This is a genomic window from Nocardia sp. NPDC057668 (assembly GCF_042799795.1).
Lineage (GTDB): Bacteria > Actinomycetota > Actinomycetes > Mycobacteriales > Mycobacteriaceae > Nocardia.
Genome location: NZ_JBHVIC010000006.1, coordinates 458,063 through 482,302, shown reverse-complemented (window position 1 = coordinate 482,302; position 24,240 = coordinate 458,063). Strand labels below are relative to the sequence as shown.

18 protein-coding genes and 1 pseudogene are annotated in these 24,240 nt (G+C 70.5%); 10 read left to right on the top strand and 9 right to left on the bottom strand.

The window, feature by feature from the left end:
• Positions 1 to 230 precede the first annotated feature (230 nt).
• From murJ to ACFVBH_RS32775, 3 genes are all read right to left on the bottom strand, one after another.
• On the bottom strand, positions 231 to 4,091 hold the full coding sequence (gene murJ, locus ACFVBH_RS32785) for a murein biosynthesis integral membrane protein MurJ (protein ID WP_379007863.1): 3,861 nt from the start codon (positions 4,089 to 4,091) through the stop codon (positions 231 to 233).
• A gap of 565 nt (positions 4,092 to 4,656) precedes the next feature.
• Positions 4,657 to 7,200 carry a DUF6049 family protein gene (locus tag ACFVBH_RS32780; protein ID WP_379007643.1) on the bottom strand — a complete coding sequence of 848 codons (2,544 nt, stop codon included), beginning with the start codon at positions 7,198 to 7,200 and terminating at the stop codon, positions 4,657 to 4,659.
• On the bottom strand, positions 7,197 to 7,733 hold the full coding sequence (locus ACFVBH_RS32775; protein ID WP_354988339.1) for an NUDIX hydrolase: 537 nt from the start codon (positions 7,731 to 7,733) through the stop codon (positions 7,197 to 7,199). Before ACFVBH_RS32775 ends, ACFVBH_RS32780 begins: the two co-directional genes overlap by 4 nt.
• A gap of 160 nt (positions 7,734 to 7,893) precedes the next feature.
• Between ACFVBH_RS32775 and ACFVBH_RS32770 the strand changes: the two genes are divergently transcribed.
• Positions 7,894 to 9,324 (top strand): CCA tRNA nucleotidyltransferase, encoded by a 1,431-nt coding sequence (locus tag ACFVBH_RS32770; protein ID WP_354988338.1) that lies wholly within the window; start codon positions 7,894 to 7,896, stop codon positions 9,322 to 9,324.
• A 32-nt stretch (positions 9,325 to 9,356) separates the two neighbouring features.
• Here the strand turns inward: ACFVBH_RS32770 and ACFVBH_RS32765 are convergent, their stop codons facing one another.
• Positions 9,357 to 10,184 carry a hypothetical protein gene (locus ACFVBH_RS32765; RefSeq protein ID WP_354988337.1) on the bottom strand — a complete coding sequence of 276 codons (828 nt, stop codon included), beginning with the start codon at positions 10,182 to 10,184 and terminating at the stop codon, positions 9,357 to 9,359.
• 161 nt (positions 10,185 to 10,345) lie between these two features.
• Between ACFVBH_RS32765 and ACFVBH_RS32760 the strand changes: the two genes are divergently transcribed.
• The 4 genes and pseudogenes from ACFVBH_RS32760 (at position 10,346) to ACFVBH_RS32745 (ending at position 13,251) form a co-directional block, all read left to right on the top strand.
• Positions 10,346 to 11,098 carry a LamB/YcsF family protein gene (locus ACFVBH_RS32760; RefSeq protein ID WP_379007639.1) on the top strand — a complete coding sequence of 251 codons (753 nt, stop codon included), beginning with the start codon at positions 10,346 to 10,348 and terminating at the stop codon, positions 11,096 to 11,098.
• 169 nt (positions 11,099 to 11,267) lie between these two features.
• Complete coding sequence (locus tag ACFVBH_RS32755; RefSeq protein ID WP_379007636.1) at positions 11,268 to 12,098, top strand: allophanate hydrolase subunit 1; 831 nt, start codon at positions 11,268 to 11,270, stop codon at positions 12,096 to 12,098.
• Between the two features lie 31 nt (positions 12,099 to 12,129).
• Positions 12,130 to 12,273 (top strand): annotated as a pseudogene (locus ACFVBH_RS32750) (hypothetical protein); the annotation flags it as partial.
• Between the two features lie 111 nt (positions 12,274 to 12,384).
• Positions 12,385 to 13,251, top strand: a complete 867-nt coding sequence (locus ACFVBH_RS32745) for a biotin-dependent carboxyltransferase family protein (RefSeq protein WP_379007634.1) — start codon at positions 12,385 to 12,387, stop codon at positions 13,249 to 13,251.
• Positions 13,252 to 13,595: 344 nt separating this feature from the next.
• Here the strand turns inward: ACFVBH_RS32745 and ACFVBH_RS32740 are convergent, their stop codons facing one another.
• The 3 genes from ACFVBH_RS32740 to ACFVBH_RS32730 all read right to left on the bottom strand — a co-directional run bounded on the left by ACFVBH_RS32740 (position 13,596) and on the right by ACFVBH_RS32730 (position 17,422).
• Complete coding sequence (locus ACFVBH_RS32740; RefSeq protein WP_379007632.1) at positions 13,596 to 15,197, bottom strand: DUF4185 domain-containing protein; 1,602 nt, start codon at positions 15,195 to 15,197, stop codon at positions 13,596 to 13,598.
• 339 nt (positions 15,198 to 15,536) lie between these two features.
• Positions 15,537 to 16,955 carry an MFS transporter gene (locus tag ACFVBH_RS32735; RefSeq protein WP_379007630.1) on the bottom strand — a complete coding sequence of 473 codons (1,419 nt, stop codon included), beginning with the start codon at positions 16,953 to 16,955 and terminating at the stop codon, positions 15,537 to 15,539.
• On the bottom strand, positions 16,952 to 17,422 hold the full coding sequence (locus ACFVBH_RS32730; protein WP_354988332.1) for an NUDIX domain-containing protein: 471 nt from the start codon (positions 17,420 to 17,422) through the stop codon (positions 16,952 to 16,954). The genes ACFVBH_RS32735 and ACFVBH_RS32730 overlap by 4 nt, the downstream gene beginning before the upstream one ends.
• 258 nt (positions 17,423 to 17,680) lie before the next feature.
• Here ACFVBH_RS32730 and ACFVBH_RS32725 point away from each other — a divergent pair, with 258 nt between their 5' ends.
• Together ACFVBH_RS32725 and ACFVBH_RS32720 are read left to right on the top strand one after the other, a co-directional pair.
• Positions 17,681 to 18,460: a pirin family protein gene (locus tag ACFVBH_RS32725; RefSeq protein ID WP_354988331.1), complete on the top strand. Its 780-nt coding sequence runs from the start codon at positions 17,681 to 17,683 to the stop codon at positions 18,458 to 18,460.
• Positions 18,461 to 18,571: 111 nt separating this feature from the next.
• Complete coding sequence (locus ACFVBH_RS32720) at positions 18,572 to 19,081, top strand: DUF4190 domain-containing protein (RefSeq protein WP_354988330.1); 510 nt, start codon at positions 18,572 to 18,574, stop codon at positions 19,079 to 19,081.
• A gap of 10 nt (positions 19,082 to 19,091) precedes the next feature.
• Here the strand turns inward: ACFVBH_RS32720 and ACFVBH_RS32715 are convergent, their stop codons facing one another.
• The gene (locus tag ACFVBH_RS32715) at positions 19,092 to 19,565 is read right to left on the bottom strand and encodes a hypothetical protein (RefSeq protein WP_354988329.1); all 474 of its coding nucleotides are present in this window, start codon (positions 19,563 to 19,565) and stop codon (positions 19,092 to 19,094) included.
• Between the two features lie 89 nt (positions 19,566 to 19,654).
• Between ACFVBH_RS32715 and ACFVBH_RS32710 the strand changes: the two genes are divergently transcribed.
• From ACFVBH_RS32710 to ACFVBH_RS32700, 3 genes are read left to right on the top strand one after another with little or no spacing between them, the layout of a single operon-like run.
• Positions 19,655 to 20,506: a Scr1 family TA system antitoxin-like transcriptional regulator gene (locus ACFVBH_RS32710; protein ID WP_354988328.1), complete on the top strand. Its 852-nt coding sequence runs from the start codon at positions 19,655 to 19,657 to the stop codon at positions 20,504 to 20,506.
• Between the two features lie 31 nt (positions 20,507 to 20,537).
• Complete coding sequence (locus ACFVBH_RS32705; RefSeq protein ID WP_379007623.1) at positions 20,538 to 20,936, top strand: DUF397 domain-containing protein; 399 nt, start codon at positions 20,538 to 20,540, stop codon at positions 20,934 to 20,936.
• Positions 20,937 to 20,994: 58 nt separating this feature from the next.
• Positions 20,995 to 22,977 (top strand): M13 family metallopeptidase, encoded by a 1,983-nt coding sequence (locus tag ACFVBH_RS32700; RefSeq protein WP_379007620.1) that lies wholly within the window; start codon positions 20,995 to 20,997, stop codon positions 22,975 to 22,977.
• A 145-nt stretch (positions 22,978 to 23,122) separates the two neighbouring features.
• On the opposite strand, the gene ACFVBH_RS32695 is transcribed toward ACFVBH_RS32700, so the two are convergent.
• Positions 23,123 to 24,208: a sn-glycerol-3-phosphate ABC transporter ATP-binding protein UgpC gene (locus ACFVBH_RS32695; RefSeq protein ID WP_354988325.1), complete on the bottom strand. Its 1,086-nt coding sequence runs from the start codon at positions 24,206 to 24,208 to the stop codon at positions 23,123 to 23,125.
• Between the last annotated feature and the right edge of the window lie 32 nt (positions 24,209 to 24,240).

Genomic DNA, 24,240 nt, shown 5'->3' with positions numbered 1-24,240 from the left:
GTGTGCCACCTAGGTCGGCTTCCCGCCGGCCGGATCGGACGAGCCGGGCGGACGGGATCTCCCCTGCCGGTGAGTACTCGAGATCGTATCGAGGATGCCGATTCGGCAGCGGTGGTTCGCGCGGTAAAAGCCCAGCTCGCACCCCCATTCCGGGCGAATGGGACAGTTCGTGCCGATCGGCCCGATCGCGCGGCGCGCACAGGCGGTGCGCGGCGCGGATCGAGCTCGTCCTACGGGGCAGCCTCGAAGCGAACCTCGGAGATCGAGGTCTGGTGCTGGCCGCCGTTGCTGCCCAGCGCGGTGATCCAGATCAGGACGTAGCGCGCGGGCTGATCCGCCTTGACCGGGATCTCGGTGAGACCGTCGCCGAGCGTCGCCGACCCGATCAGCTGGGTCTGATCGAGCGTGGGCGAGGCGGTGGGCGAGGTCCGGATCTCGACCTGCGTTCCGGCCGAGGGCGATTCGATGATGACCTTGGTCAGCTTGCTCGGGCTGCCCAGCGTCGCCAGCACCCCCAGCCCCTTCTTCAGGGCCGGGAACTGCTGGAAGTACGCGTCGGTGCGCCACTGGGTCGCGCCGTTGTTGTCGAGCACCGCGCCGACGCCGCCCGGATTGTCCGGGGTGCCCTCCGGGGAGAACACCATCGCGCCGGTGACCGGCACCGGCACGCCCGCCGCCGCCTCGGCCGGGGACGACGGCGCGCCAGGGGCGGCCGGCGCCGCGGCGGACGTGGTCAGGCCGATGTTGCGCTGCTCGTTGAGCGGCTCGGACGAGCTGCCCGGCGCGAACACGCTGAGCAGCCACCAGATGATCACGCCGACCACCAGCGCGGCGAGCACGCCGAGCCCGACCAGGATCCACATCATGCGCTGCGAGCGTTCCTTCTCGGCCGCCAGCAGCTCGGGATCGGCCAGCGATTCGTCCGGCGCGGACGGCGGCCGCTGGCCCAGGCGCAGCACCGGGATCAGATCGGTCTTCTGATCCACCACCGAGGCCTGTTCCAGTACGTGCTGGACCGTGGCCGCGGTGCGCACGCCCTTGTTGGACTCCAGCGAGCGCACCGCGACGGCGGAGATCTCGAAGGGCACCTCGGGCCGAATCTGCCTGGGCTCCACCGGGGTTCCGTCCGGCCCGAAATCGGCCAGCGGCAGTCCGCCCATGGTGGCCGCGGTGCCGGTGACGCCACCGGTGCGAATCGGCCAGTGCGCGGTGATGAGCGCGTAGAGCATGGCGCCCAGCCCGCGCACGTCGGACTGCGCGTCGGAATCGCCCAGGGTGCCGGGGAAGGCCAGCACCGCGTCACCGGTGGCGCTGATGCGCACCCGGTCCGGGTGATCGATGGACAGCGATCCGCCGCCGCGGTGCGCCATTTCGGCCGCCGCGGCGAGGGCGCGGATGGCCCGGGCGGCTCCTATCGGCGACGGCACGGTGTCGGCCATCTCCTTGAGGGAGCGACCGGGCGTCCATTCCGCGACCACGATGCCGCCGGAGGAGCCGCGCACCACGTCCAGGACGCGGGCCAGGCCGGGCGAGTTGATCCGGCCCAGGCGCAGGGTGCGGGACAGGATCGCCTGCGGACCGTCGTGCCCGGAGTTCTCCGAGGCGGTCTGGTCGGCGTCGACGAAGGTGAGCGCGACCTCGCGGTCCAGCTTCACGTCCAGGGCCTGCCAGAACTTCAGTCCGCGCGCGCCGCCGTGCCCGGCCAGCAGCCGATAGCGGCCACCGGCCACCGAGGCGCCGGGCATGAGCTTGGGACCGCGCTGCACCCGCTTGCCGGTCGATTCGACCCGCATGGGCGGCATGAGTGGGGAAACCGCTTCGTAGACACCGGTTTCGGGGCCCGCGCCGGTCTGTTCGGGCGCTTCTTCCGGTTCGATCCGGGGGCCGCGTTCGCTGCCTCTGGATGCGGAACCGGCTTTGCCGCCCTGGGCTCCACTCGTGTCGCCCGGGTTCGGAGGGACATCTGTGGAGAGCCCGCCGCCCGCTGAAGATTCAGCGGCCGGGGTACCGCCCGCCGCGTCGTCGCTCACCCTCGCTCCTCCTTCGCCCTGGTGTGTCGAAGCACGATATGTCGGGGCCGGAACCGGGCCACCGGCATCCGATGTCGTACGGGCACCGCCGTCCTGCGACATACGGACAGCATCGTCCCATGTCGTGCGGGCGTTGTCCGGCTTCCGGTTCGAGTCTGCCGGAACGCCGGATCCGGCGCTTGCGCTCGTCTGCCGAACAGGGTACGGGAACTCGTGCTTGACGGTGGGTTCAACCGCCTCCGGACGGATGACCGGCAGCACCATCGTCTGCGCGTCGAGGTACGGATCGAAGCGGTAGTAGTACGGCGCGGCGCGCAGATCGGGCCGCGGGATCAGCGAGGTCTCGTGGATATCCTCGAGCGGGGTGCCGTCGAGGTCGAGATCCGGTGCGGGCGGGGTGATGCCGAGGCGGCGGGACACGGCCACGGTGATGGCCACGATCTCCGGAATGCCCGCCAGGCGCATGAGCCCGAAGGTCACGCCGAACATGATGATCGCGGTCAGCGCGACCCGGACCACCGAGCCGATGCCGCCGAACGAGTCCGAGAGCCGGTGCAGGCCGATGACCTTGTCGGCGATCAGCATGACCGCGCCGCCGGCCGCCGAGGCCAGCACCACCCGGGTGATGGTGTGCCCGACATTGGCCATGCGCAGATCGCCGAGACTGCGGTGCAGCAGCCAGCCGCCGATGATCGCGCCGGCGACGAAGCCCAGGCCGTTGGCCACGCCGAGTGCGATGACCACGTGCTCGTCGTCCACCACGAGCGGGGACAGGACCGAGAGCACGACCTTCACCGCGACGATGCCGAGGATGATCCAGGTCGGGGTCCACGCCTGCTCCCGGGCGTAGAACACGCGCAGGTGGATCAGGACCAGCGCGTAGGGAATCAGCGTGAACGCGGACCAGGCCACGGCCTCGCCGAGGCGTTCGGCATCGCCGGCGCCGAACTTGCCGTAGGACAGCAGCGCGCTGCCGATCTGCGGTCCGGCCAGCGTGAAGAACGTGACGATGGGGACCAGCGCGATCATGGTGAGCCGGGTGGCGGTGCCGAGATCGTCGACCACGGCGGGCGTGTCGTCGGCCGCGGCGTTGCGCGAGAGGCGCGGCATGATCGCGGTCAGCAGTGTCACGCCGATGACGCCGTACGGCAATTGCAGTAGCAGCCAGGCGAATTGGTAGATGGCGGGACCGGCCGCGTCGACCTGGGCGAGGACCCGGGTGGCGACCATCCAGCCCAGCTGGCTGATCAGGACGTACAGGATGATCGCGGCGCCCATGGCGGCGAACCGCTTGAGCCGCGGGTCCATCCCCCACAGTGGACGCAGGTCGATGCCCTCGCGCCGGATCGCCGGCAGCAGCACGGCGACCTGCACGACCACACCGAGGGTGGCGCCGATGCCGAGCAGCAGCAGCTTCGGATCGCTCATCTTCGTGGGATTCAGCGTGATCTCGCCCGGGGTGAGCCAGTACAGGACCAGCACCGTGAGCACCACGACGTTGTTCAGCACCGGCGCCCACGCGCCGGGCCGGAACACCTGGTGGGTGTTGAGGATCGCCATCAGCAGCGCCGACATGCCGTACAGCAGGATGGCGGGCAGCACGAGGTAGGTGAAGGCGGTCGTGAGCCCGGTGTCGACCTTGCCGTCGTGCGGGACGAGCAGCGGCGTGAACAGGGGGGTCAGCAGCAGCGCCAGCAGCATGCCGGCACCGAGCACGGTGAACGCGGTGGTGAAGAGCCTGCGGACGAAGGCCGCGCCGCCGTCCGGGTCCTCCTTCTCGGCCCGTACCAGCGTGGGCACCACGATCGCGGTGAGCACCGCGCCGAGCAACAGTTCGGAGATCATGGCGGGCAGGGTGTTGGCGACGCCGAAGGCCGAGGCGATCGACGGGCCGAGCACGGTGAGCAGCATGAGCTGTTTGCCGAATCCGGTGATCCGGCTCATCAGCGTCGCGATGGCGATGGATCCGGAGTCCCGGACCAGTTTCGCGTTGGAGTTGTCCCGTTTCTCGACGGCCGCGGGCTGATCTCTGGTGGGCGGTCCGCCGCGGGTGGCGGGCATGCTGCGCGGAAGCGGCTGACGCTGTTGCGGATTCGACAGCGGCGGCGTCGGGTAGCGCTGCGGGCCGGGTCCGCCCGCGGGGCGGTTCGGTCCGGCGTCGCGGTGGCCCCAGTGATAGCGGTCGTCGGGGTTGGGCGCGGGCCGCGCGGGTGCTCGGCCGGGCGCGGGCGGCCGGTCGCCGCGGGGCGGCTGGGTCGGCGGGTTCGATCGGCCCGGTGGCGGTTTCGGCGGCGCGGGCCGCTGCGGCATCGCGGGCCGCTGCATGACGGGTCCGTCCTCGGCGGGCCGGGGGCCGCGTTCGCGTGGTGGACCGGACGGTTGACCCGGTTGCGGGCGACCGGGCGCCCCGGGCGGATTCCCCGGGATCCGGGGCGGCAGCGCGCCGCGGCCGCCGGGACCCGATCCCGGCGGCGCGGGTCGCGGTGGCTCACGCCGCGGCGGAGCGCCCCGCTCCCACGGCGCGGAGGGCGTCCGGCGGGCGGGGGGTGGTCCGTCCTCGGGCCGGCCGGAGGAACGCGGTCCGTCGCCGTATTCGCTCACCGTGCCTCCTCTTTCCTGAGCGGGCTCACCGCGCCTCCTGCTTGTGTAACTCGCGCTTGCGCGCCCGCCGGAATCGGTTCACCCGGCGCCGGGTCTCCGCGTCGAAACCCTCGTCGGCCGGATCCGACTGCCCGCGGAAGCGGTGCCAGAGCCGGCGTCCGGCGAGCAGGAGCAGTAGCGCACCGGCGGCGGCGGTGATGATCGCCAACACCTGACCGTAGGCGTTGGAGCGCACCGAAACCTTGACCTCGTCGCCCAGCGGCACGCCGTCCGGCGTGGTGAGGGCGATCGGAATCTTCAGACTCCGGCTCTCGGAGACTTCGGTCGGTATCTGGAACGAGCGGGTGCCCTTGGCGGGCAGTTGCTGTTCGCCGATGTCGGAGATGGTGGTGTCGGCGGGCGCGTCGATCCGGAACTCGACGCGGATCGCCACGGGCAGGTCGTTGCGGGCCACCAGCAGCAGCGGGCTCTGTTCCGAGGCCAGGGTGTAGACGCCGCCGGGCGGCAGCACGGTCACCGACACGAACAGGTCGTCCACGCAGCGGGTGGTCTGATCGACGCGGCGCTGTGCGTTGATGTCGGCCTGGGCGCCCCCGGCGCGGCGATCCGACAGCGTGAGCGCGCGGATCAGGTCGTCGCGCAGCGGGGTCAGGAAGGCGCGCGGGCTCAGTTCCTGCTGCGGGACGTCGACCAGGGCGCTCATCAGCTCGGTGAGCCGATGCGCCTGCTGGCGAACCGGTTCGGCGAAGTGCGTGGGCACCGCTTCCTCGGCGGCCGCGGCGAGGTAGTCGAGTTCGAAGGGCTGCGGGTCGGGGGGCTGGGCCAGTAGGTCCGTGAACGAGCGCGGGGTGGCGAGGCCGGCGCGCAGCAGTTCGTTGACCTGGCCGAGCAGCGCGCCCGCCTCGTCGCGGTTGGGCCCCCACTGCTGCGGCGGCATGAGCAGGGCCGAACGGGGTTGTCCCGGCTGCGGATTCAGCGCGGACCAGGACAGCGCGCCGAGGGCGTCCTGCAGGCGCGCCGCGCGGGAGTCGTTGGTGACGTCGTAGCGGACCTGGTCCGGCGTGAACGGCGGGGTCGGCGGATGCGACCCGACCGCGGCCAGCGCGGTGGCGGCCCAGATGTCGAAGGTCGCGGCGCGCAGTTCCGGTGTGGCGGGCGGGGTCGTTCCGGTGGCGGGCAGCGGCACGCTCGCCAGCCGCACGATGTCGGGGTTCACCGGTTCCAGGGTCGCGTCCGGGCTCTTGACGGTGGTGATCTCCGGGCGCACGGTGCCGTTGGTGACGGCGTTGTCGGCCAGGACCGCGGTGGTGAATCCGTGCTGCGCGAACAGTCCGGCGGCCTCGGTGTCGATGCTGCCCGCGTCCGGCAGCGCGACCCCGCGCACGGATTTCACCGACAGGATCGAATCGACCAGATTGGCCGGTTCGTTCAGCGCGCGTTCGGCGAGGGTGACATCGCCGGTGGCGGCCAGCGCGGTGGGGTCGACCTGCGCGAACGGCAGCGCGACCACGCACAGGCCGGGCGCCAGCGTGCGCAGCCGGTCCAGCCAGGACTTGGCCGCGCTCGCGCCGCCCCCGGCGCGGGTGGACCCGTCCGGATCCGAGGGACTGGCCAGCACCCGGTAGCCGTCGGTCATATCGGTGACGGTGAGCAGCAGGTCCGGGTCGACCGCCAGGCACAGCGCGTTTCGCAGGTTGCGGTCTCGACCGGCGTCCGGCGTGAGCGCGGTCTCGAGCGCGGAGAGCAACTGATCGAGGCGGCCGCCGGAGGTCAGCGAGGCGGCCAGGTCGTCGTCGGTGAGCAGCGCCTGGCCCGCCTCGGGCGAGCCGGGGCGACCGGCGACCAGGCGCGGGCGGTCGGCCAGCGGCCAGATGAAGGTGGTGGCGACCGGCGGCGCGTCCACGGCCGGGGGAACCGCCGGCGCCGGGTTCTTGGGATCGGTGGCGGCGGGCACGCCGAGCACGGGCAGCAGGAAGCGCGCGTCGTCGAGCCGGGCCTGCCCGCCGTACGCGGGTTCGCCGTTCACGTTCAGCAGCAGCGGGTAGACCCCGGGCGCGGTGATGTCGAGCGCGGAGATATCGCTCGGCGTTTCGGCCCCGGCGCGCAGGGCGACGGTGAGGCTGAACTGTTTCCGCTGGCCGGGCGTCAATTGCTCTGCGACGTCCTGGAATTCACCGGTGACGTCGTAGTTGATCTGGTCCAGGCGCAGCGCGGTGCGCAGCCCACTGGGGCTGTTCACGGGCGCGGCGCGCTGCACGCGCACGCTGACGTCGTCGACCGGGCGGTCACCGATATTGGTGACGGTGCCCGAGACGACGAAGTACGGATCGCTGGCGGCGGTGATCGCCGTGGGCGTGACCGAATCCAGGGACAGCTTCAGGAATTTCGGTCCGCTCGGCGCGCCGGAACCGTTGCCCGTCGGTTGTGCCGTCGCGAACGGCGGGCACGCCACCAGGACGGACAGCAGTACCGCGGCGAACGACAGAATCCAGCGGTGCAGCGTTCTCGGTCGAGTCGGGTGTGCCGCCGCGGTGTCTTGCTCAGGCCCCCCGGACCCCGCACACGTCATTGTCTGCCGTTCTCCATCCGGTCGATCAGCCGGTTCGCGACCTCGGCCAGGCGCCGTTCGTCGGCGTAGGCGAGACGGGAGTCCAATTCGCTCAAGGGAACCCAGGCCACCTTGGTGACCTCCACGTCGGCGTCGGAGAGTTCGCCGCCGAGGGATCGCATCAGGTAATGGTGCACGGTCTTGTGTACCCGGCGGCCCTCGGTCACGAACCAGTAGTCGATGCTGCCCAGTTCGGCGACCACGCTGCCGTTGATGCCGGTTTCCTCGGCGACTTCGCGAATCGCCGTCTGTTCAGCGGTTTCGCCTTCTTCGATGTGTCCCTTGGGCAGGGACCAGAGCAGCCGGCCGCGCCGGTCGGTGCGTCCGATCAGTGCGGCGCAACGCTTCTCGCTCGGGCCGTCGAGGCCGTCGACCACGAGTCCACCGGCCGAGGTCTCCCGGACCGTGCGCATGCGAGGTTTCGCCGCACTACCGGCCGAACCACGGCGCCGGGGCTGGCGGCGTCGACTGTTCGCGCGATCGGCCGGAGACACTGCGTCAGTCTAGCGGGACGGCCTCTAATCACCGCTTCACCGCGACCGCCCCGTCGTCCCGTGCCCTTCCGGACGCTTGTCACGCGTCCGGGAGCGGCGGCCGGACGCGATTCCCGTAAGCTGCGTTTTCGTGGTTTCGCAGCAGTCCGAGGAAGCAAGCGTGGATCGCCGTACCCGATTGCTGGCCTCGGCGGCGATCACCGTGGGCCGGCTCTCCGATGTACTGACCCCGCTGGGGGAGATGTTCGCGGCGCACGGTCATCAGCTCTATCTGGTGGGTGGCACGGTGCGCGACGCGGTGCTCGGGCGGCTCGGGACCGACCTGGACTTCACCACCGACGCCCGGCCCGAGGCGGTGCAGGACATCGTGCGCGGGTGGGCCGATCACCTGTGGGACACCGGCGGTCTGGCCTTCGGCACGGTGAGCCTGGCCAAGGACGGGCAGCAGCTCGAGATCACGACCTTTCGCAGCGAGAACTACGACCGCGTCTCGCGCAATCCGGAGGTGACCTTCGGCGACAGCCTCGAGGGCGATCTGGTGCGCCGCGACTTCCGGGTCAACGCGATGGCGGTGCGCATCGGCGGGCTCGGCGAACTGGAGTTCGTGGACCCGCTGGACGGGATGGCGGACCTGCTGGCCGGGGTGCTGGATACGCCCGCGCTGCCGGAGGATTCGTTCCAGGACGATCCGCTGCGCATGCTGCGCGCCGCGCGGTTCGTGTCCCAGCTGGGCTTCGAGCTCGCGCCGCGGGTGCACGCGGCGATCGTGGCCATGGCCCCGGAGCTGGAGCGCATCACCGCCGAGCGGGTGCGCGCGGAGCTGGACAAGCTCATCGGCGGCGCGCATCCGACCGAGGGCATCGACATCATGGTCGAGACCGGGCTGGCCGCGCAGGTGCTGCCCGAGGTGCCCGCCATGCAGCTGGAGATCGACGAGCACCACCAGCACAAGGACGTCTACCAGCATTCGCTGACGGTGTTGCGCCAGGCCATCGATCAGGAGCAGGGCGATCCGGACCTGGTGCTGCGCTGGGCCGCGCTGCTGCACGACATCGGCAAGCCGCCCACCAAGAAGAACGAGTCGGGCGGCGGGGTGAGCTTCCACCATCACGAGGTGGTAGGCGCGAAGATGGTGCGAAAGCGCATGCGCGCCTTGAAGTATCCCAAGCAGTTCACCGAGGACGTGGCGCGGCTGGTGTACCTGCACCTGCGGTTCCACGGCTACGGCAAGGGCCAGTGGACCGATTCGGCGGTGCGCCGCTACGTCACCGACGGTGCGGAACTGCTGCCGCGCCTGCACAAATTGGTGCGCGCGGACTGCACTACCCGTAACAAGCGCCGGGCCGCGCTGCTCAGTTCCACCTACGACGATCTGGAAGTGCGGATCGAGAAGCTGGCCGAGCAGGAGGACCTGGCGCGGGTGCGCCCGGATCTGGACGGCAACGCCATCATGGAGCTGCTCGGCATTCAGCCGGGGCCCGATGTGGGCAGGGCGTGGAAGTTCCTCAAGGAATTGCGCCTGGATCGCGGGCCGCTGCCGCGGGACGAGGCGGAGGCGGCGCTGCTGGAGTGGTGGCAGAGCGCGAAATAGGCGCGGGGACCCCGGGTTCGAGGGTCCGGGGCTCAGAACACGATCAGCGTGCTGCCCGCGACGATGGCCGAGCGGATCTGCGCGAGGTCGAACGAGCCGGTGATGCCGGGCAGATCGGCGGCGAAGTGGATGTGGTCGCCGTCGCGGTGCGCGCTGGTGATCCGCGCCTGATTGGGCAGTTCCGACAGCGGAATCGGTTTGAGCCGCGTCCAGCGGCGGGGTGCGCGCACGCCGAGCCAGTGCGCGCGCTGCACGGTGATGTTCAGGACGTTGTCGGCGATGTGCGCCTCGATGAGCGCGCGCACGCGTTTGCGCCGGTGGGTGGCCAGCACCAGGCCGTCGCCGGCGGGTTCGACCGTCCAGTCCTGTTGCCAGGAATTGATCCACTCCAGCAGGGCCGCGATGGTGATGACGCCGGAGACGTCGAGTTGCGCGGCCCGCACCGTGGTCGGCACGCCCGGCACCAGCCGGACCCCGTGCGCGATGACGGTGAGTTCCTCGATGCGGTGCCGGTCCCAATACATGCCGGTCACAACGGTTTTGGTCTGGAAATGCGCGCCCCGGCGACGCACCTTGAGCGTGTGCAGGGTGGCCCGCAGCTCGTTGCCCATGAAGGTGGCCCTGGCCTCCTGCCCGCCGAAGCGGCTCAGTATGCCCTCCGAGAGCAGGGTCATGAGCACATCGGGCATGAGGGCGGTGACGGTGCCGACCCCGAAATCGGTGACCGGGTCGATCCAGGCGGTGGTGAAGGTGGTCCACTGGTCGACCCACGTCTGGTCGAACAGGCGTTTCCCCAGGTCCAGGCCCAGGTCTACCGCGCGGAGCGGGGACCAGGCCTTCGGATCGAAATACGTGGCCATGACTGCTTCGAGCGTACTGGTCACTCGTCCGCACGCCAGGGCCCGCGCGGTGACTCAGGACACACCCGGGCGCACCCCGCCCGCACCCCTTTTCTTGTCCGGGGCCGCGCCCCCCTTCACAATCGGAGCTGCGACCCGAGGACGAATTGCTGGGAGGCCGGATGAGCGTGGATCTGAACAGCGACCTGGGTGAGGGGTTCGGCGCGTACCGGATGGGCGACGACGCCGCCATGCTGGAGGTCGTCACCAGCGCGAACATCGCCTGCGGTTTCCACGCCGGGGATCCGGTGATCATGCGCCGCACCTGTGCGCTGGCCGCGGCGCGCGGGGTGCGGATCGGCGCGCACATCGCCTACCGCGATCCGGCGGGCTTCGGCCGCCGGGCGATGGCGGTGGCTCCGGCCGAGCTGCGCGACGAAACCCTGTATCAGCTGGGCAGTTTGGACGCGTTCGCGCGGGCGGCCGGGGAGCGCGTGCGCTACGTGAAACCGCACGGCGCGCTCTATCACGCGGCCGCCGCCGATCGCGCGCTCGCGGACGCGATCGTGGCGGCGATGCGCGAGTTCGATCCCGACCTGGCCCTGCTGGGCCCGGCGAACACCGAGATGGCTTTCGCGGCCGACGCCGCGGGAACTCGTTTTCTCGGTGAGGGATTCGCCGACCGCGCCTACACCCCCGAGGGCCTCCTGGCTCCCCGCTCCCAGCCCGGTGCGGTCCTGACCCCCGATGCGGCCCTGGCCCAGGCCCTGTCGATCGCCCGCGACGGCAAGGCGGTCACCGTCGACGGCGACACGGTCGCGGTCGAGGCCGCCAGCATCTGCGTTCACGGCGACACCCCCGCCGCGGTGGAGATGGCCCGCCGGATCCGCACCGCCCTCGACGAGTCCCGGATCCCGGTCCGGCCCTTCACCTGAGGAGGTGCGCCGTGAGCGCCTACTCCACACCCCCGACGCCGTCCCACCCCTCCCCTCTCGCGCCGGACCCGCAGTCGCGGCCGGAGGCGCCCGGCGATGTCGTGGGTGTTTCGGCGACGAAGGCTCGGCGGCTCGATCGTCCGGTCGCACGCACGGGAATGAGCACGCCATGAGCGATTCGGATGCCGAGCAGGCGGGCGAGATCCGCCGCGCGGGCGACAGCGCGTTGCTGGTGATCCCACCCGTGCGATCGGTGGTGGCCGACCTGGTCGCCGCGTTGCGCCCGCGCCCGGCGGGGGTTCAAGACGTCCTGCCGGCCGCCGAGACCGTGCTGGTCACCCTCGTCTCCCCCGCCGCCGTGGAATCGGTCCGCCGCCGACTGGACGCCCTGCTGCGCGGTCTGGACGCCGACGCCAGGGTGTCGGCGGGTGCGGGTGGGCGGGCTGACGCCGGGCGAGGGCGTGCACTCGGCACCGGTGGGCCGGGTGGAACCGGCGGGCGCACTCCCCCGGCGGCCGACTTCGGTCCGAGGGCCGCGGATTCGGCTGCGGAGGAGGCCGATTCGCCGCTGCGGGGTGGCCGAACACGAGTGGCCGACGGCGCGGACGCCGAGCCGGTCGTCATCCCGGTCCGCTACGACGGCGAGGACCTGCCCGCCGTCGCGCGGCTCCTGGGTATCACCGAGGCCGAGGTGGTCGCCCAGCACACCGGGGTCGAATGGCGATGCGCCTTCGCGGGATTCGCCCCCGGCTTCGGCTATCTCGAATCCGCCGACGGCCGCCTGTCGGTCCCCCGCCGGGACCGCGCGCGCACCGCCATCCCGGCGGGTGCGGTGGCGCTGGCCGGCGGCTACAGCGCGGTCTATCCCCGTCGCAGTCCCGGCGGCTGGCAGCTCATCGGCACGACGGAGGCCGTGATGTTTCACGTGGATCGTGACCCGCCCGCGTTGGTGCGGGCGGGAACCCGTGTCCGGTTCGTCGACATAGAGGGAACGCGGTGAGCGGCGGGCGGCGCCGACCGGCGGCTACAACGCGGTCCATCCCCGGCGCAGCCAGGGCAGTTGGCAGCTCATCGGCACGACGGAGGCCGTGATGTTTCACGTGGATCGAGAGCAAGTCTCGTCCGCGCAGGCACGCGCGTTCGGTTCGTCGATATCGAGGGAACGCAATGAGTAGGAAACAGATAACCGGCACGAGCCGGCGGGAAATCGTGACGGCGTCGATGCGCGCCCGGCGCACCGGGCGCGGAGCGTTGCCCGGGACCGCAGCGGGCCGGGAGGCGGGGCGATGAGCGTGGGACTGCGGGTCGAGAAGGTCGGGCCGCTGGCCACCGTGCAGGATCTCGGGCGGCCGGGGTGGTTCGACTCCGGGGTCGGGGTCGCGGGGGCGGCGGACCGGGGGTCGTTGCGGCTGGCCAACCGGCTGGTGGGAAATCCCGAGGGGGCGGCGGGGATCGAGGTGTTGCTGGGCGGGCTGGAGGTGGTCGCCGAGCGGCATCTCACCGTCGCGGTGACCGGGGCGGCCGCGCCCGCGACGGTCGACGGGCGTCCGGTGGGTGCGGCCAGCGTGCTGCGGCTGGAGGAGGGGCAGCGGCTCCGGCTGGGCTGGGCGACAGCGGGATTGCGCAGCTATGTCGCGGTGCGCGGCGGGCTCGCGGTGGACGCGGTGCTCGGTTCGCGCAGTCGCGACACGCTGTCCGGCCTCGGCCCGGAGCCGTTGCGGGCGGGCGACATCCTGCCGATCGGCGCGCCGCCGCGCGAGTATCCGGTCGTCGACGTGGCCCCGGTGGCTCCGCCCCCGGCGGGGCGCGTCACCGTTCGGGCGATTCCGGGCCCGCGCGCGGACTGGTTCGCCGACCCGGCCGCCCTCTTCCGCGGTGACTGGTCGGTCTCCTCGGACACCGACCGCATCGGCGCGCGCCTGGACCGCCGCACCGGCCCCGCCCTGGAACGCGCGATATCCGGCGAATTGCCCACCGAGGGTATGGCTCTGGGCTCGGTCCAGGTCCCCCCGAGCGGCCAGCCGGTCGTCTTCCTCGCCGACCACCCCATCACCGGCGGCTACCCGGTGATCGCCGTGGTGCTCACCGCCGACGTGGACGCCGTCGCCCAGGCCCGCCCGGGCCAGCCCCTACGCTTCCTCCCCTACTACTGACCCCGGCGCCGGCCCCCCCGCATTGCGTCGCGCACGCGCACGCCCCGGCACCGTGCGAAACCGGCTGCGCCGCAACCATGCCTCGGACATGCCGGGACTCACCCCCGGTCCCTCGATCGTTCGGCCCGTCGTATTCCCGCCGACCATTCGATCACCGGCGACCGCCCGCCCTCCCGTGGTGCTTGCCGCCGTTGTGGACGCCCCGCCTCGGCCGCGCGGGCCACTGCGCTGCACCGCCCGAGGGCCGCGCCGCGCCGGCCCGCCGCACTGTCAACGCGCGCACACGCGGCCCGGCACCGTGCGAAACCGGCTGCGTCGCACAAGTCCCGGGCGCGGGCCGGGACTCATTCCTCCGGCCGCAGCCGCGCCCGCATCAGATACACGTTGTAGCTGTCCCAGGCCGACATCATGAAGTACAGGTCGGTGGCCGTGGACCACGGGTGGATGAACCCCCCGTACGCGGAGGGATAGTCGTCGAGGTCGGCGAGCGGGACCGGTTCGGTCCACGCGCCCTGGGGTTCGGCGGCGGTGCGCAGCACGATCTGGTTCCGCTGCAGGTCGAGGTAGACCATGCGCCAGCGCCCGCTGCCGGGGTCGTAGTGCACCGAGAGCTCGCTGGCGGTGCCGGAAACCAGTGGGGTGGCCAGCAATTCGTTGGGTCCGGCGGCGGCGGTCCAGGTGTCGCCGATCCAGTACTGGTAGGCGGTCTTGTTCAGCACCTGGTCGGCGGGCGCCCGGGCGAGCCCGACCGTGCCCATGCGCCCGTTGGGCGTGCCGAACATGTAGACCCAGTCGCCCCGCGGCACCATGGCCACCACCTGGAACCGGCCGAGCCCGAAGAAGTTCTCCCAGCGCGCCCACTGCGATTTGGTCCAGGTGCGCCCGTGGTCGTCGGACCAGGCGAGGCCGCCGTGCCCGGTCCACCACATGCCGGGCATCCCCCACCGGGCGACCGACATGTAGCTCAGGTACTGCCGGTCGCCGACGCTGAAGCCGGAGGTCGGAATGGTGGTGACCTCCAGGTTCTTCAGTCGCCGCGCGTCCAGGATCTCGGCGGCGTGGCAGCGGCTGTCCTGGACGAAGGTGTCCAGCGCGAGTCCGTCGCTCAGGTCGCGATCGGTGCTGTAGGCGATGACGTTGCTGCGCCAGTCCTGGTCCCCGGCGCCGGCGCCCGGCGGCTCCCACCCTTTGCCGAAGGTGTCGCCGAAGACCACCGCGACCTCCCCCGGCCGGTGCTCCCACATGAGCCCCAGGTCGGTGCCGTCCACGGACCAGCGCATATCGGTGCGATTCTCGGATCCGCGCCCGGTGACCTGCTGGACCAGTTCGACCGATTCGACGGCGGGCAGCGGCAGCGGCGCGACGGCCCGCGCGAACTCCGGCGGCTGCACCGCGGCGGGTGGAAGGGGTTGCGGTTCGGGCGCTTGTCCGCCCGGCACCGGAACGGGAATGGGTTCGATGTCGGGCTGGAATTCCAGGCGCGGCAGCTGCGGCAGCGGTCCGCTCCCCGACGAGCCGCCGTTGGCGGGCGGCGCGTCCGGGACGCCCGGCGCGAGTCCGGGTTCCGGGTCGGGCGGCGGCGGTTTGTTGTCGCGAATGTCCGGGCAGGGGTTCACACACGGATCGGCGGGCAGCGGCGCCGGGTCGATGCGCGTGTTGTCGGGGAGCGGCCCCGGCATCGGCACCGGCACCAATTCCGGTAGCGGGTACTGGATTCGGATGGTGGGGTCCGGCGGCGGGGGCGGCGGCACGGGCGCACCGGGCTCGGGGTCGCGGCGCAGCGGATCGAATCCGGTTTCGCCGCAGCTGTTCACCGGCGGCGGCGCCCACGGGTGACTGCGCGCCTGAGCCTGGGCCGCGGGCAGCAACAGGGTGGCCACGGTCAGTACGCCCGTGCACAGCAGCGCCGCCGGGATTTCCGAGCGCGAACCGGGTCGAAATCCCATACGGCGTACTTCTCCTCGTCCGGACGTGCACCGAGAGCGATTCGCTCCCACGGTAGCCGCCGGTTCGCGGAGCCCGCGCCGGGTGGAACACGTTGTCGGCCGGTTGTGATCGAGCCGAGACGAACACGCCGGTCGACCGGCCGTGGGACACGCGGGGCGATCACCCGGCGAACACGCGAGGCGATCGCCCGACGAGCGCCGGCGAACGCGATTGCCTGACAAGCGCCGGCGAAGGCGATCGCCCGATGAACGCGACCGCCCGACGACCGCCCGCCGCAACCGTCCGATGAACTCCCGGCGCGGTCGCCCGGCGAACACGCGGGCCGACCGGCGCAAGTTTCAGGGCGTGCGGCGCGAGTTCAGCGCGATGGCGGCGATGCCCAGCGCGTAGATCCCCGCCGCGACGAGCACCGCCGCGGGCGCGCGCCCGTCGATGGGAATCCACACCGCGGTGAGCGCCAGCGCCCCGACGTAACTCATGTTGAAGATGGTGTCCTGCAGCGCGAACACCTGCCCGCGGTGCAGATCGTCGATATCCATCTGCATGGCGGCGTCGCCGGTGAGCTTGATGGTCTGCCCCGCGATGCCGAGCAGGAACAGCCCCGCCAGGAAACACGTTTCGGCGCGCCGCTCCCCCGCGCCGGTGGCCAGGGTGATCGGCGTGAGGAGCGCGAGCTGGACGACGATGGCGAAACCCAGGGCCGCCACCACCGTTCGCGATTTCCCCCAGCGGGGAATCACCCAGGGCGCGACGAGCGCCGCGACCAGCATTCCCGCCCCGGTGGCGGTGATGGCCGCGCTGAATCGCGCCAGGTAGGCGGCGTCCTCGTTCCAGTTGCCCCGCCGCAGCACGAGCACGACCAGCAGGGCGTTCATGCCGAGCGCCATGCGGTGCGCGCCGATGCCGAGCAGGGCGGTGGTGACCTCGCGCGAATGCCAGGCCGCGCCCGCGCCGCGCCGCAGCCCGGCGGCGATGGCGCGCACCGAACTCCGGGCGTCCGAGCGCGGCGCGCCGCGGGCCGGGTCCAGGTCGGCGTGGTCGCTGTCCGGTGGCGCGCCGCCCACGCGGTCCGGTCCGAGCACGTGCGGCCGGAACCCGGCGGCGGCCAGCCCGCCCAGCACCGACCCCGAGGCGCTCACCGCCACCGCGATCGCCGAGGCGGTGTCGCCCGCCCCGATCACCCCGATGATCCCGAATCCGATTCCGGCGCCGAGGAACGCGCACGCCGAGGAAATGGTGACCAGCACCGAGTTCATCGGCACCAGCCAGTGTTTGTCCAGCACCCGCGGCAGCGCGGCCGAGACCCCCGCCCCGATGAAGCGGGAGGTGCCGATGACGGCCAGCGCCAGCACCAGCAGCGGTGGCGAGGGCGCGCCGGCCAGCAGTCCGGCCGCGGTGAGCGCGATGAGCGCTCCGCGCAGCACGTTCGCCACCAGCAGGACCCGGCGCCGATCCCATCGGTCCAGCAGTGCGCCCGCGAACGGCCCGATGACCGAGTACGGCAGCAGCAGCGCCGCGAATCCGGCCGCGATGGCGAGCGGATCCGTCTCGCGTTCGGGATTGAACAGGATGGCGCCCGAGAGCGCGGCCTGGAACATGCCGTCGCCGAATTGCCCGGTGAGCCGGACGATGCTGAGCCGGAGCGTGCCCGGATTCTCGCGGAGTCCGGTGCGGGCGTCGCTCGCCGCGGCCCGGAATCGGGACAGCCGGGTGCGCCCCGCCGGTTCGCAGGCGGGGCGGGTGTCCGGTGCGCTCACCGGGCGGGGTGCGTGGTCACCAGAGCGAATACCGCGGCGCGCATGTCCTCGGCCATGGGGAGATTGTCGAGACTGTCGGCGTCGATCCACTGGAATTCATCGTGTTCGCCGGGCGAGAGCAGTACGTCGCCCGCGTCGGCCTCCACGACGAAGCTGTATTTGCGTACCCGCGATTTGGTGCGGGTCGCGTAGTCGAATCCGCCGAGTACTTCGGTGATACGCAGGATTCGGAGTCCCGTTTCTTCGAAGAGTTCGCGTTCGACGCATTCGGCGAAGCTTTCGCCGGGTTCCACGCCACCGCCCGGAAGTTCATACTTACCCCCATGCCAGTCGTCGGCGACACGCCTTACGACCAGGAGTTTTCCGCCGCGGAATACCGCGACGCCCACCACGAAGTGGTTGATCCCCTCGCTACTGGCCTGCTGCCGGAGTTCGCGTTCGATGCCCGCTAATACGTCGGGTCGCATCCCCTTGCTCTCCCTCCGGTTTCACTTGCGGCACATCATGATACGGTCGCCGACCGAACCCCGCTGGCGGGGTACTCGCGACGGCGCCGAATCGCCGGGTATTTGCCCGAATCGGTGTCCGAGAGTGAAGTGCCTGGTCTGGGGCGTGCGGGGTGTTGCTGTCCGCACGCTAGAATTTACCGGGAATTCAGGTTGGGTCGCCGAATGTGCCCCTACCCTGGATTCTGATCGGTGTACGCCGGTGAGAGGAGTACGGCGGTGTCCACGCTCACGACACCACACATCAACGTCCATCGTGCCGGTGACCGCATGAAAACCCGTGTCGCCTGGCTGGATTCGAAGCATTCGTTCTCCTTCGGGGAACATTACGATCCCGACAACACGCATCATGGACTGTTGCTCGTCAACAATGAGGACATCGTCCTGCCCGGGGAGGGATTCGAAACCCATCCGCATCGGGATATGGAGATCGTCACCTGGGTTTTGAGTGGCAGCCTGGTGCATCAGGATTCGCTGGGTCACAACGGGGTCATCTATCCGGGTCTGGCGCAGCGGATGTCGGCGGGTTCGGGCATCCTGCATTCGGAGAAGAACGATTCCTGGCGGGCGAGCACGGCTCCCGAGCACGAGGAGCCGGTGCATTTCGTGCAGATGTGGGTGGTGCCCGACGAGCCCGGCACGACCCCGGGCTATCAGCAGCTCGAGGTGGACGCCGAGTTGGCGGGCGGTGGTCTGGTGACGGTGGCCTCGGGTTTGCCGCGGTATCGCGATCGCACGGCCATCGCGATCGGCAGTAGTCATTCGGCGATGCACGTGGCTCGGATGCCCGGTTTCGGTGAGGGTTCCGAGGTTCGACTACCGGAGGCGCCCTACCTGCATCTTTTCCTCGCACGCGGCGAGGTGGAGCTGGAGGGCGTCGGCACCCTGTACGCGGGCGACGCGGTGCGCATGGTGCGCAGCGGCGGGCAGCGGGTCACCGCGAACCTGCCGTCGGAAATTCTGGTGTGGGAGATGCACGCGCGCCTGGGCGGGCAATAGCATCAATAGCGATTCGTGATGATCGCACCAAAAGGGACGAATCGGGCGCGTTAACGGTCGGCTCGTACGTCCGCGATACCGGGAGCACCACCCACGGAAGGACGTCCCCCCATGTCGTACCCGCCCCCACCGCCCAGCGAATACAACCCGCAGGGTGGGCAGTATCCGGGTCAGTACCCCGCGCCCCCGCCCGGGAACTACCCGCCGCCCGGCGGCCAGTACTGGCAGGAATCGCCCAAGGGCAAGGGCCTGGCCATCGCCGCCCTGGTCTTCGGCATCATCGCGGTGCTGTTCTGCTGGACGATCGTCGGCGGCATCTTCGGCGGCATCCTGGCCATCGCCTTCGGCGTGATCGCGATGGTGAAGGCCCGCAAGGGCCGGGCCGGCGGTTTCGGAATGGCCGTCACCGGCCTGATTCTCGGCCTGCTGGGCCTGATCGCCTCGGCCGTCATCGGCGTCGTCGGCTACAAGTTCTTCGAGGACAGCGGCGGCGGCGACTTCCTGGACTGCATCAGCAACGCGGGCGGCGATCAGACCAAACTCGATCAGTGCGAACGGGATTACAAGGATCGGATCGAGGACAGGTTCAGCATCACGCTGGAACCGACGCCGACACCCTGACGCGGGGTCGCTAGTGCTGAACGGGCTTACACGCGCGGGTCGCGTTCACCACTTCCGCGAGTTCGGGCCGAAAGTCCCCGTCCGGTGGGCAGATCCAGACCCGGTAGCCGGTGTGCTCGTCCGTCGGTGACGGCAGCACGATGTGGCTACCGGGCAGCGCCACCGCGGCGCACTCGCTGAAAAGGTCCGAGAACAGGACCATGTCGAGGTACGAGTCGTCGGTCGGCCCGGTGAGGAACGTCCAGCGCCCGGCCCGCGGATGCCCGATGATCGGTCCGCAGCGCGCGCGTTTCCGGAGGTGGTCGCGAACGCGTGCGCCGAGGTCGGCGGGCATGGTGACGGCGCCGACGGCGCCGATTTCCAGCATGATGCGGCCGAGCGCGGAGTCCACGATGCCGTAGAGTCCGTGCTCTTTCCGGTAGCGGCGGCAGCGGGCCAGCGCTTCCTGGGTGTCGGTGTACGAGGACGGGTCCAGCGCGCTCATGGCGAACCTCCTGCTACCGACCCTATTCTGCCGCAATCGGTATGACAATAGTCACACGCCGGTGAGTTCCGGGGGTAGCATCGGCTCACATGGCACCCGTCTCGCCCACCGTCGCCCGGTGGGAGTTGGTCCTGCGATTACGGGAGCTGCGCGAGCAGCGCGGCTTCGATTCGGCGACGTTCGCCAAACGGACCGGGTTCACCCCGGCGAACTGGTCGCATGTGGAGAAGGGCAGACGGGTGCTCACCGCCAGCACCATCGAACCGGTGCTCGCCCTGCTGGAGGTGGACGGCGAGGAGCGCGGCGAACTGCTGGCGTTGCTCGCGCAGAGCAAGGAGCGCGGCTGGTGGGCGAAGTCCTCCGCGCTCATCGGGCCGGAGCTGCAACGCTATTACGGCATGGAGTTCGGCGCGGACAGCATTCGCAGCTACGACAGCCTGGTGATCCCGGGCCTGCTGCAGACCGAGGAATACACCCGAGCCCTGATCAGCGCCGACGTCATGATCCGCCCGGTGCAGGTGGAACAGCTTGTGGCCGTGCGCATGCGGCGTCAGGAGCGGCTGCGGGACGAGACGCCGCTGGAGGTGACGGCGGTGGTCGGTGAGGCGGCACTGCTGCAGCAGATCGGGGGTACCAAGGTGCTTCGCGGTCAGCTCGAACATCTGGCGCGCCTGCTGGCGGAGCTGGATTCGGTGACGGTGCGGGTCATTCCGTTCGCGGCCACCCGCGGCGGAATTCTCGGCGGCTCCAGTTTCCATCTGCTGGATTTCGCTTCGGAGTCGCTGCCCACGTTCGGCTGGGCCGAGAGCTCGGTTTTCGGTGGCGCCGTGGACGATTCGGATCAGATTCGCGATCTGGGTTTTGCATTCGTGCGTGCACTTGACCAATCACTCAGTCGTGCAGAGTCTTTGGAGTTGATCACAACTTATTCGCAAGGGTAGGAGACAGATGCGAGACGGTAAAATGTCCCTCATGGACAGCACCGCGAAATACCTTCCGGAATCCACCGGATGGTTCACATCGTCCCGCACCAACAATGGGAATCAATGTGTCGAGGTCCGTTTCGACGGCGGCGCGGTGTTCATCCGGGACAGCAAGTTCCGGCGTGATCCGGCGCGACGCCCGGCGGACGAGCCGATCATCACCGTGTCCGCCGCCGAATGGATGCGCTTTCTCGCCGGTCTGCGCGGCGCGAGCGCGCCGGCTTCGGACCGGGCGGCCGCCCGAACCCTCATCGCCCGGCCCGCCGCCGGCGGCCACACCGTGCTCCGGCACGGTGATACCGGGCTCGTCTATACCCCTGGCGAGTGGGAGGCGTTCCTGGCCGGCGCCCGCGACGGCGAATTCGATCGCGTGCCCGAATCCGCGTAGCGCGAACACCGGACGATCCGCCGGGCTCCCCCGGGCGGAAATCGGCATACTGGGGATCGTGACTTCGCAGCTGAACAATCCCTCCGGTCTCGACCTGTCGTTCCGCGATGCGGGAGTACGGGTGCAGGACGACCTGTTCGCGCACGTCAACGGCGAATGGCTGGACAATTACGACATACCGTCGGATCGGGCGGTGGACGGCGCGTTCCGCAAGCTCTACGACCAGGCCGAGCTGGACGTGCAGCGGATCATCCAGAACGCCGCGGCCTCCGGCGCCGCGCCCGGGAGCGAACAGCGCAAGATCGGTGACCTCTACACCAGCTTCATGGACGAGGCTGCCATCGCCGCGGCCGGGCTGAGCCCGATCGCCGGGGAATTGGCCGAGGTCGCCGCGGTCGCCGACCGCGGCGAGTTCGCGGCGCTGATCGGCCGCCTGCAGCGCACCGGCGTGGGCGGGGCGCTGGCCTTCTACGTCGACACCGACGACAAGAACTCCAGCCGCTACCTGGTGCACGCCACGCAGTCCGGGATCGGGCTGCCCGACGAGTCGTATTACCACAAGGACGAGTACGCGGAGATCCGCGACAAGTACCGCGCCCACATCGCCCGGGTCTTCGAGCTCGCGGGCATCGACCACGACCCCGAGCGCGTGTACGCGCTGGAGGCGAAGCTCGCGGCCGGGCACTGGGACGTGGTGCGCCGGCGCGACGCCGAGAAGAGCTACAACCTCACCACGTTCGACGCCCTGGTCGCCGGCCATCCCGAGTTCGACTGGGCGGCCTGGACTTCGGCGCTGGCCGCGGGCGTCGAGCGCTCGGGCGCCGAACTGTTCGCCGAACTGGTGGTGCGCCAGCCCGATTTCGTGCGCGTCTTCGCCGAACTGTGGGCCTCGGAATCGCTCGACGACTGGAAGGCGTGGGCGGCCTGGCGCGTGGTCAAGGCCCGCGCCCCGTACCTGACCGACGACCTGGTCGAGGCGAGCTACGACTTCTACGGCCGCACCCTCACCGGCGCGCCGGAGAATCGCGAGCGCTGGAAGCGCGGCGTCTCGCTGGTGCAGGACCTGCTCGGCGAGGCCGTCGGCAAACTGTATGTGGCCCAGCACTTCCCGCCCGCCGCCAAGGCCCGCATGGTGGAACTGGTGGAGAATCTGCAGGAGGCGTACCGCCGCAACATCGCCGACCTGGAGTGGATGAGCCCCGATACCCGCACGGCCGCGCTGGCCAAGCTGGAGAAGTTCACGCCCAAGATCGGCTACCCGGACGAGTGGCGCGACTACGAGGCCATCGTCGTCGACCCCGCCGACCTGGTCGGCAACTACCGCAACGGCTACGCGGCCGAACACGATCGGGATCTGGACAAGCTCGGCGGCGCGGTGGACCGCGGCGAATGGTTCATGACCCCGCAGACGGTGAACGCCTACTACAACCCCGGCATGAACGAGATCGTGTTCCCCGCCGCGATCCTGCAGCCGCCGTTCTTCGACATGAACGCCGACGACGCCGCCAACTACGGCGGGATCGGCGCGGTCATCGGCCACGAGATCGGACACGGGTTCGACGATCAGGGTTCGAAGTACGACGGCGACGGCAACATGGTCGACTGGTGGACCGAGTCCGATCGCACCGAGTTCGGCAAGCGCACGAAGGCGCTGATCGATCAGTACGACGAGTTCTCCCCCAAGGACCTGTCCGACGATCACAAGGTCAACGGCGAGTTCACGATCGGCGAGAACATCGGCGACCTGGGCGGCCTGTCGATCGCCCTGTCGGCCTACGAGATCTCGGTCGAGAACGGCGACTCCCCCGTCCTGGACGGTCTCACCGGCCTCCAGCGCGTCTTCTTCGGCTGGGCGCAGGTCTGGCGCACCAAGGCCCGACCCGAGGAGGCGATCCGCCGCCTCGCCGTGGACCCCCACTCCCCGCCGGAGTTCCGCTGCAACGGCGTGGTCCGCAACCTGGACACCTTCCACACCGCCTTCGACGTGAAGCCGGGCGATGCCCTGTACCTGGATCCGGAGCAGCGCGTAAAAATCTGGTAGGCAACGACATACGCGGCCCGTACCCCTGCCGGGGTACGGGCCGCTGTCCTGCGCTGCCGGTGTCTCACCCACCTCCGCGTGCTGCCGAATGGATTCCGCGCACCCCGCCCGAGCGTGAACCGCGCCGAATCCCACGCGCGGCGCGCTACTCGACTCGAATCCGTTCCTCGGTGGCGGCGTCGAAGTAGAAGATCTCCTCGAGCTTGGGGCGCAGATACAGGCGGTCGCCCAGGGCCACCGAGAAGCGGCGGTCCACGCGGGCGACGACGCGGCCCGAGCGGCTGGACCAGTCGCCGGTCACGCCGTGGGAGTACAGGAACGACTCCGCTCCGAGTTCCTCGAGGAGCTCGACCTCCACCGGCAGCGCGCCGGCCGGGTCGGTGGTCACCTCCCAGGACTCGGGGCGGATGCCGACCACCACGCGTTCGCCGGTGACGGTGCGCGGGAGCGGGATTCGCAGCTCCGACAGCAGCGCCGCACCGTCCCGCACCGGGGCGGTCAGCAGATTCATGCCGGGTGACCCGATGAATCCGGCCACGAAGGTGTTCACCGGGTCGTCGTACAGCTCGCGCGGGGCCGCGATCTGTTGCAGCCGCCCGTCGCGCAGCACCGCCACCCGGTGGCCCATGGTCATGGCCTCGACCTGGTCGTGGGTGACGTAGACCGTGGTCGTGCCCAGGCGTTTCTGCAGCGCGGCGATCTGGGATCGGGTGCTGACCCGGAGTTTCGCGTCCAGGTTGGAGAGCGGCTCGTCCATGCAGAAGACCTGCGGGCGGCGCACGATCGCGCGGCCCATGGCCACCCGCTGGCGCTGGCCGCCCGACAGCTTGGCGGGCTTGCGGTCCAGCAGGTCTTCCAGTTCCAGCATGGCGGCCGCTTCGCGGACGCGAACCATGGTGTCGCTCTTGTTCATTCCGGCGTTGCGCAGCGCGAAGCCCATGTTCTGCGCCACCGTCATGTTCGGATAGAGCGCGTAGCTCTGGAACACCATGGCCACGTCCCGGGCGCGCGGCGGCAGTCCGGTCACATCCTGACCGCCGATCCGGATGCGACCCGAACTCACCGCTTCCAGACCCGCCAGCATCCGCAGGCTGGTGGATTTCCCGCACCCGGACGGGCCGACCAGCACCAGGAACTCGCCGTCGGCGATGTCCAGGTTCAGGTCGGCCACGGCCGGGTCCGGTGCACCCGGGTAGGCGAGGGTCGCGCCCTCGAATTGAACGGTCGCCATGCGGATGCCTCTCCTGGCCGGTTACTGGGGCA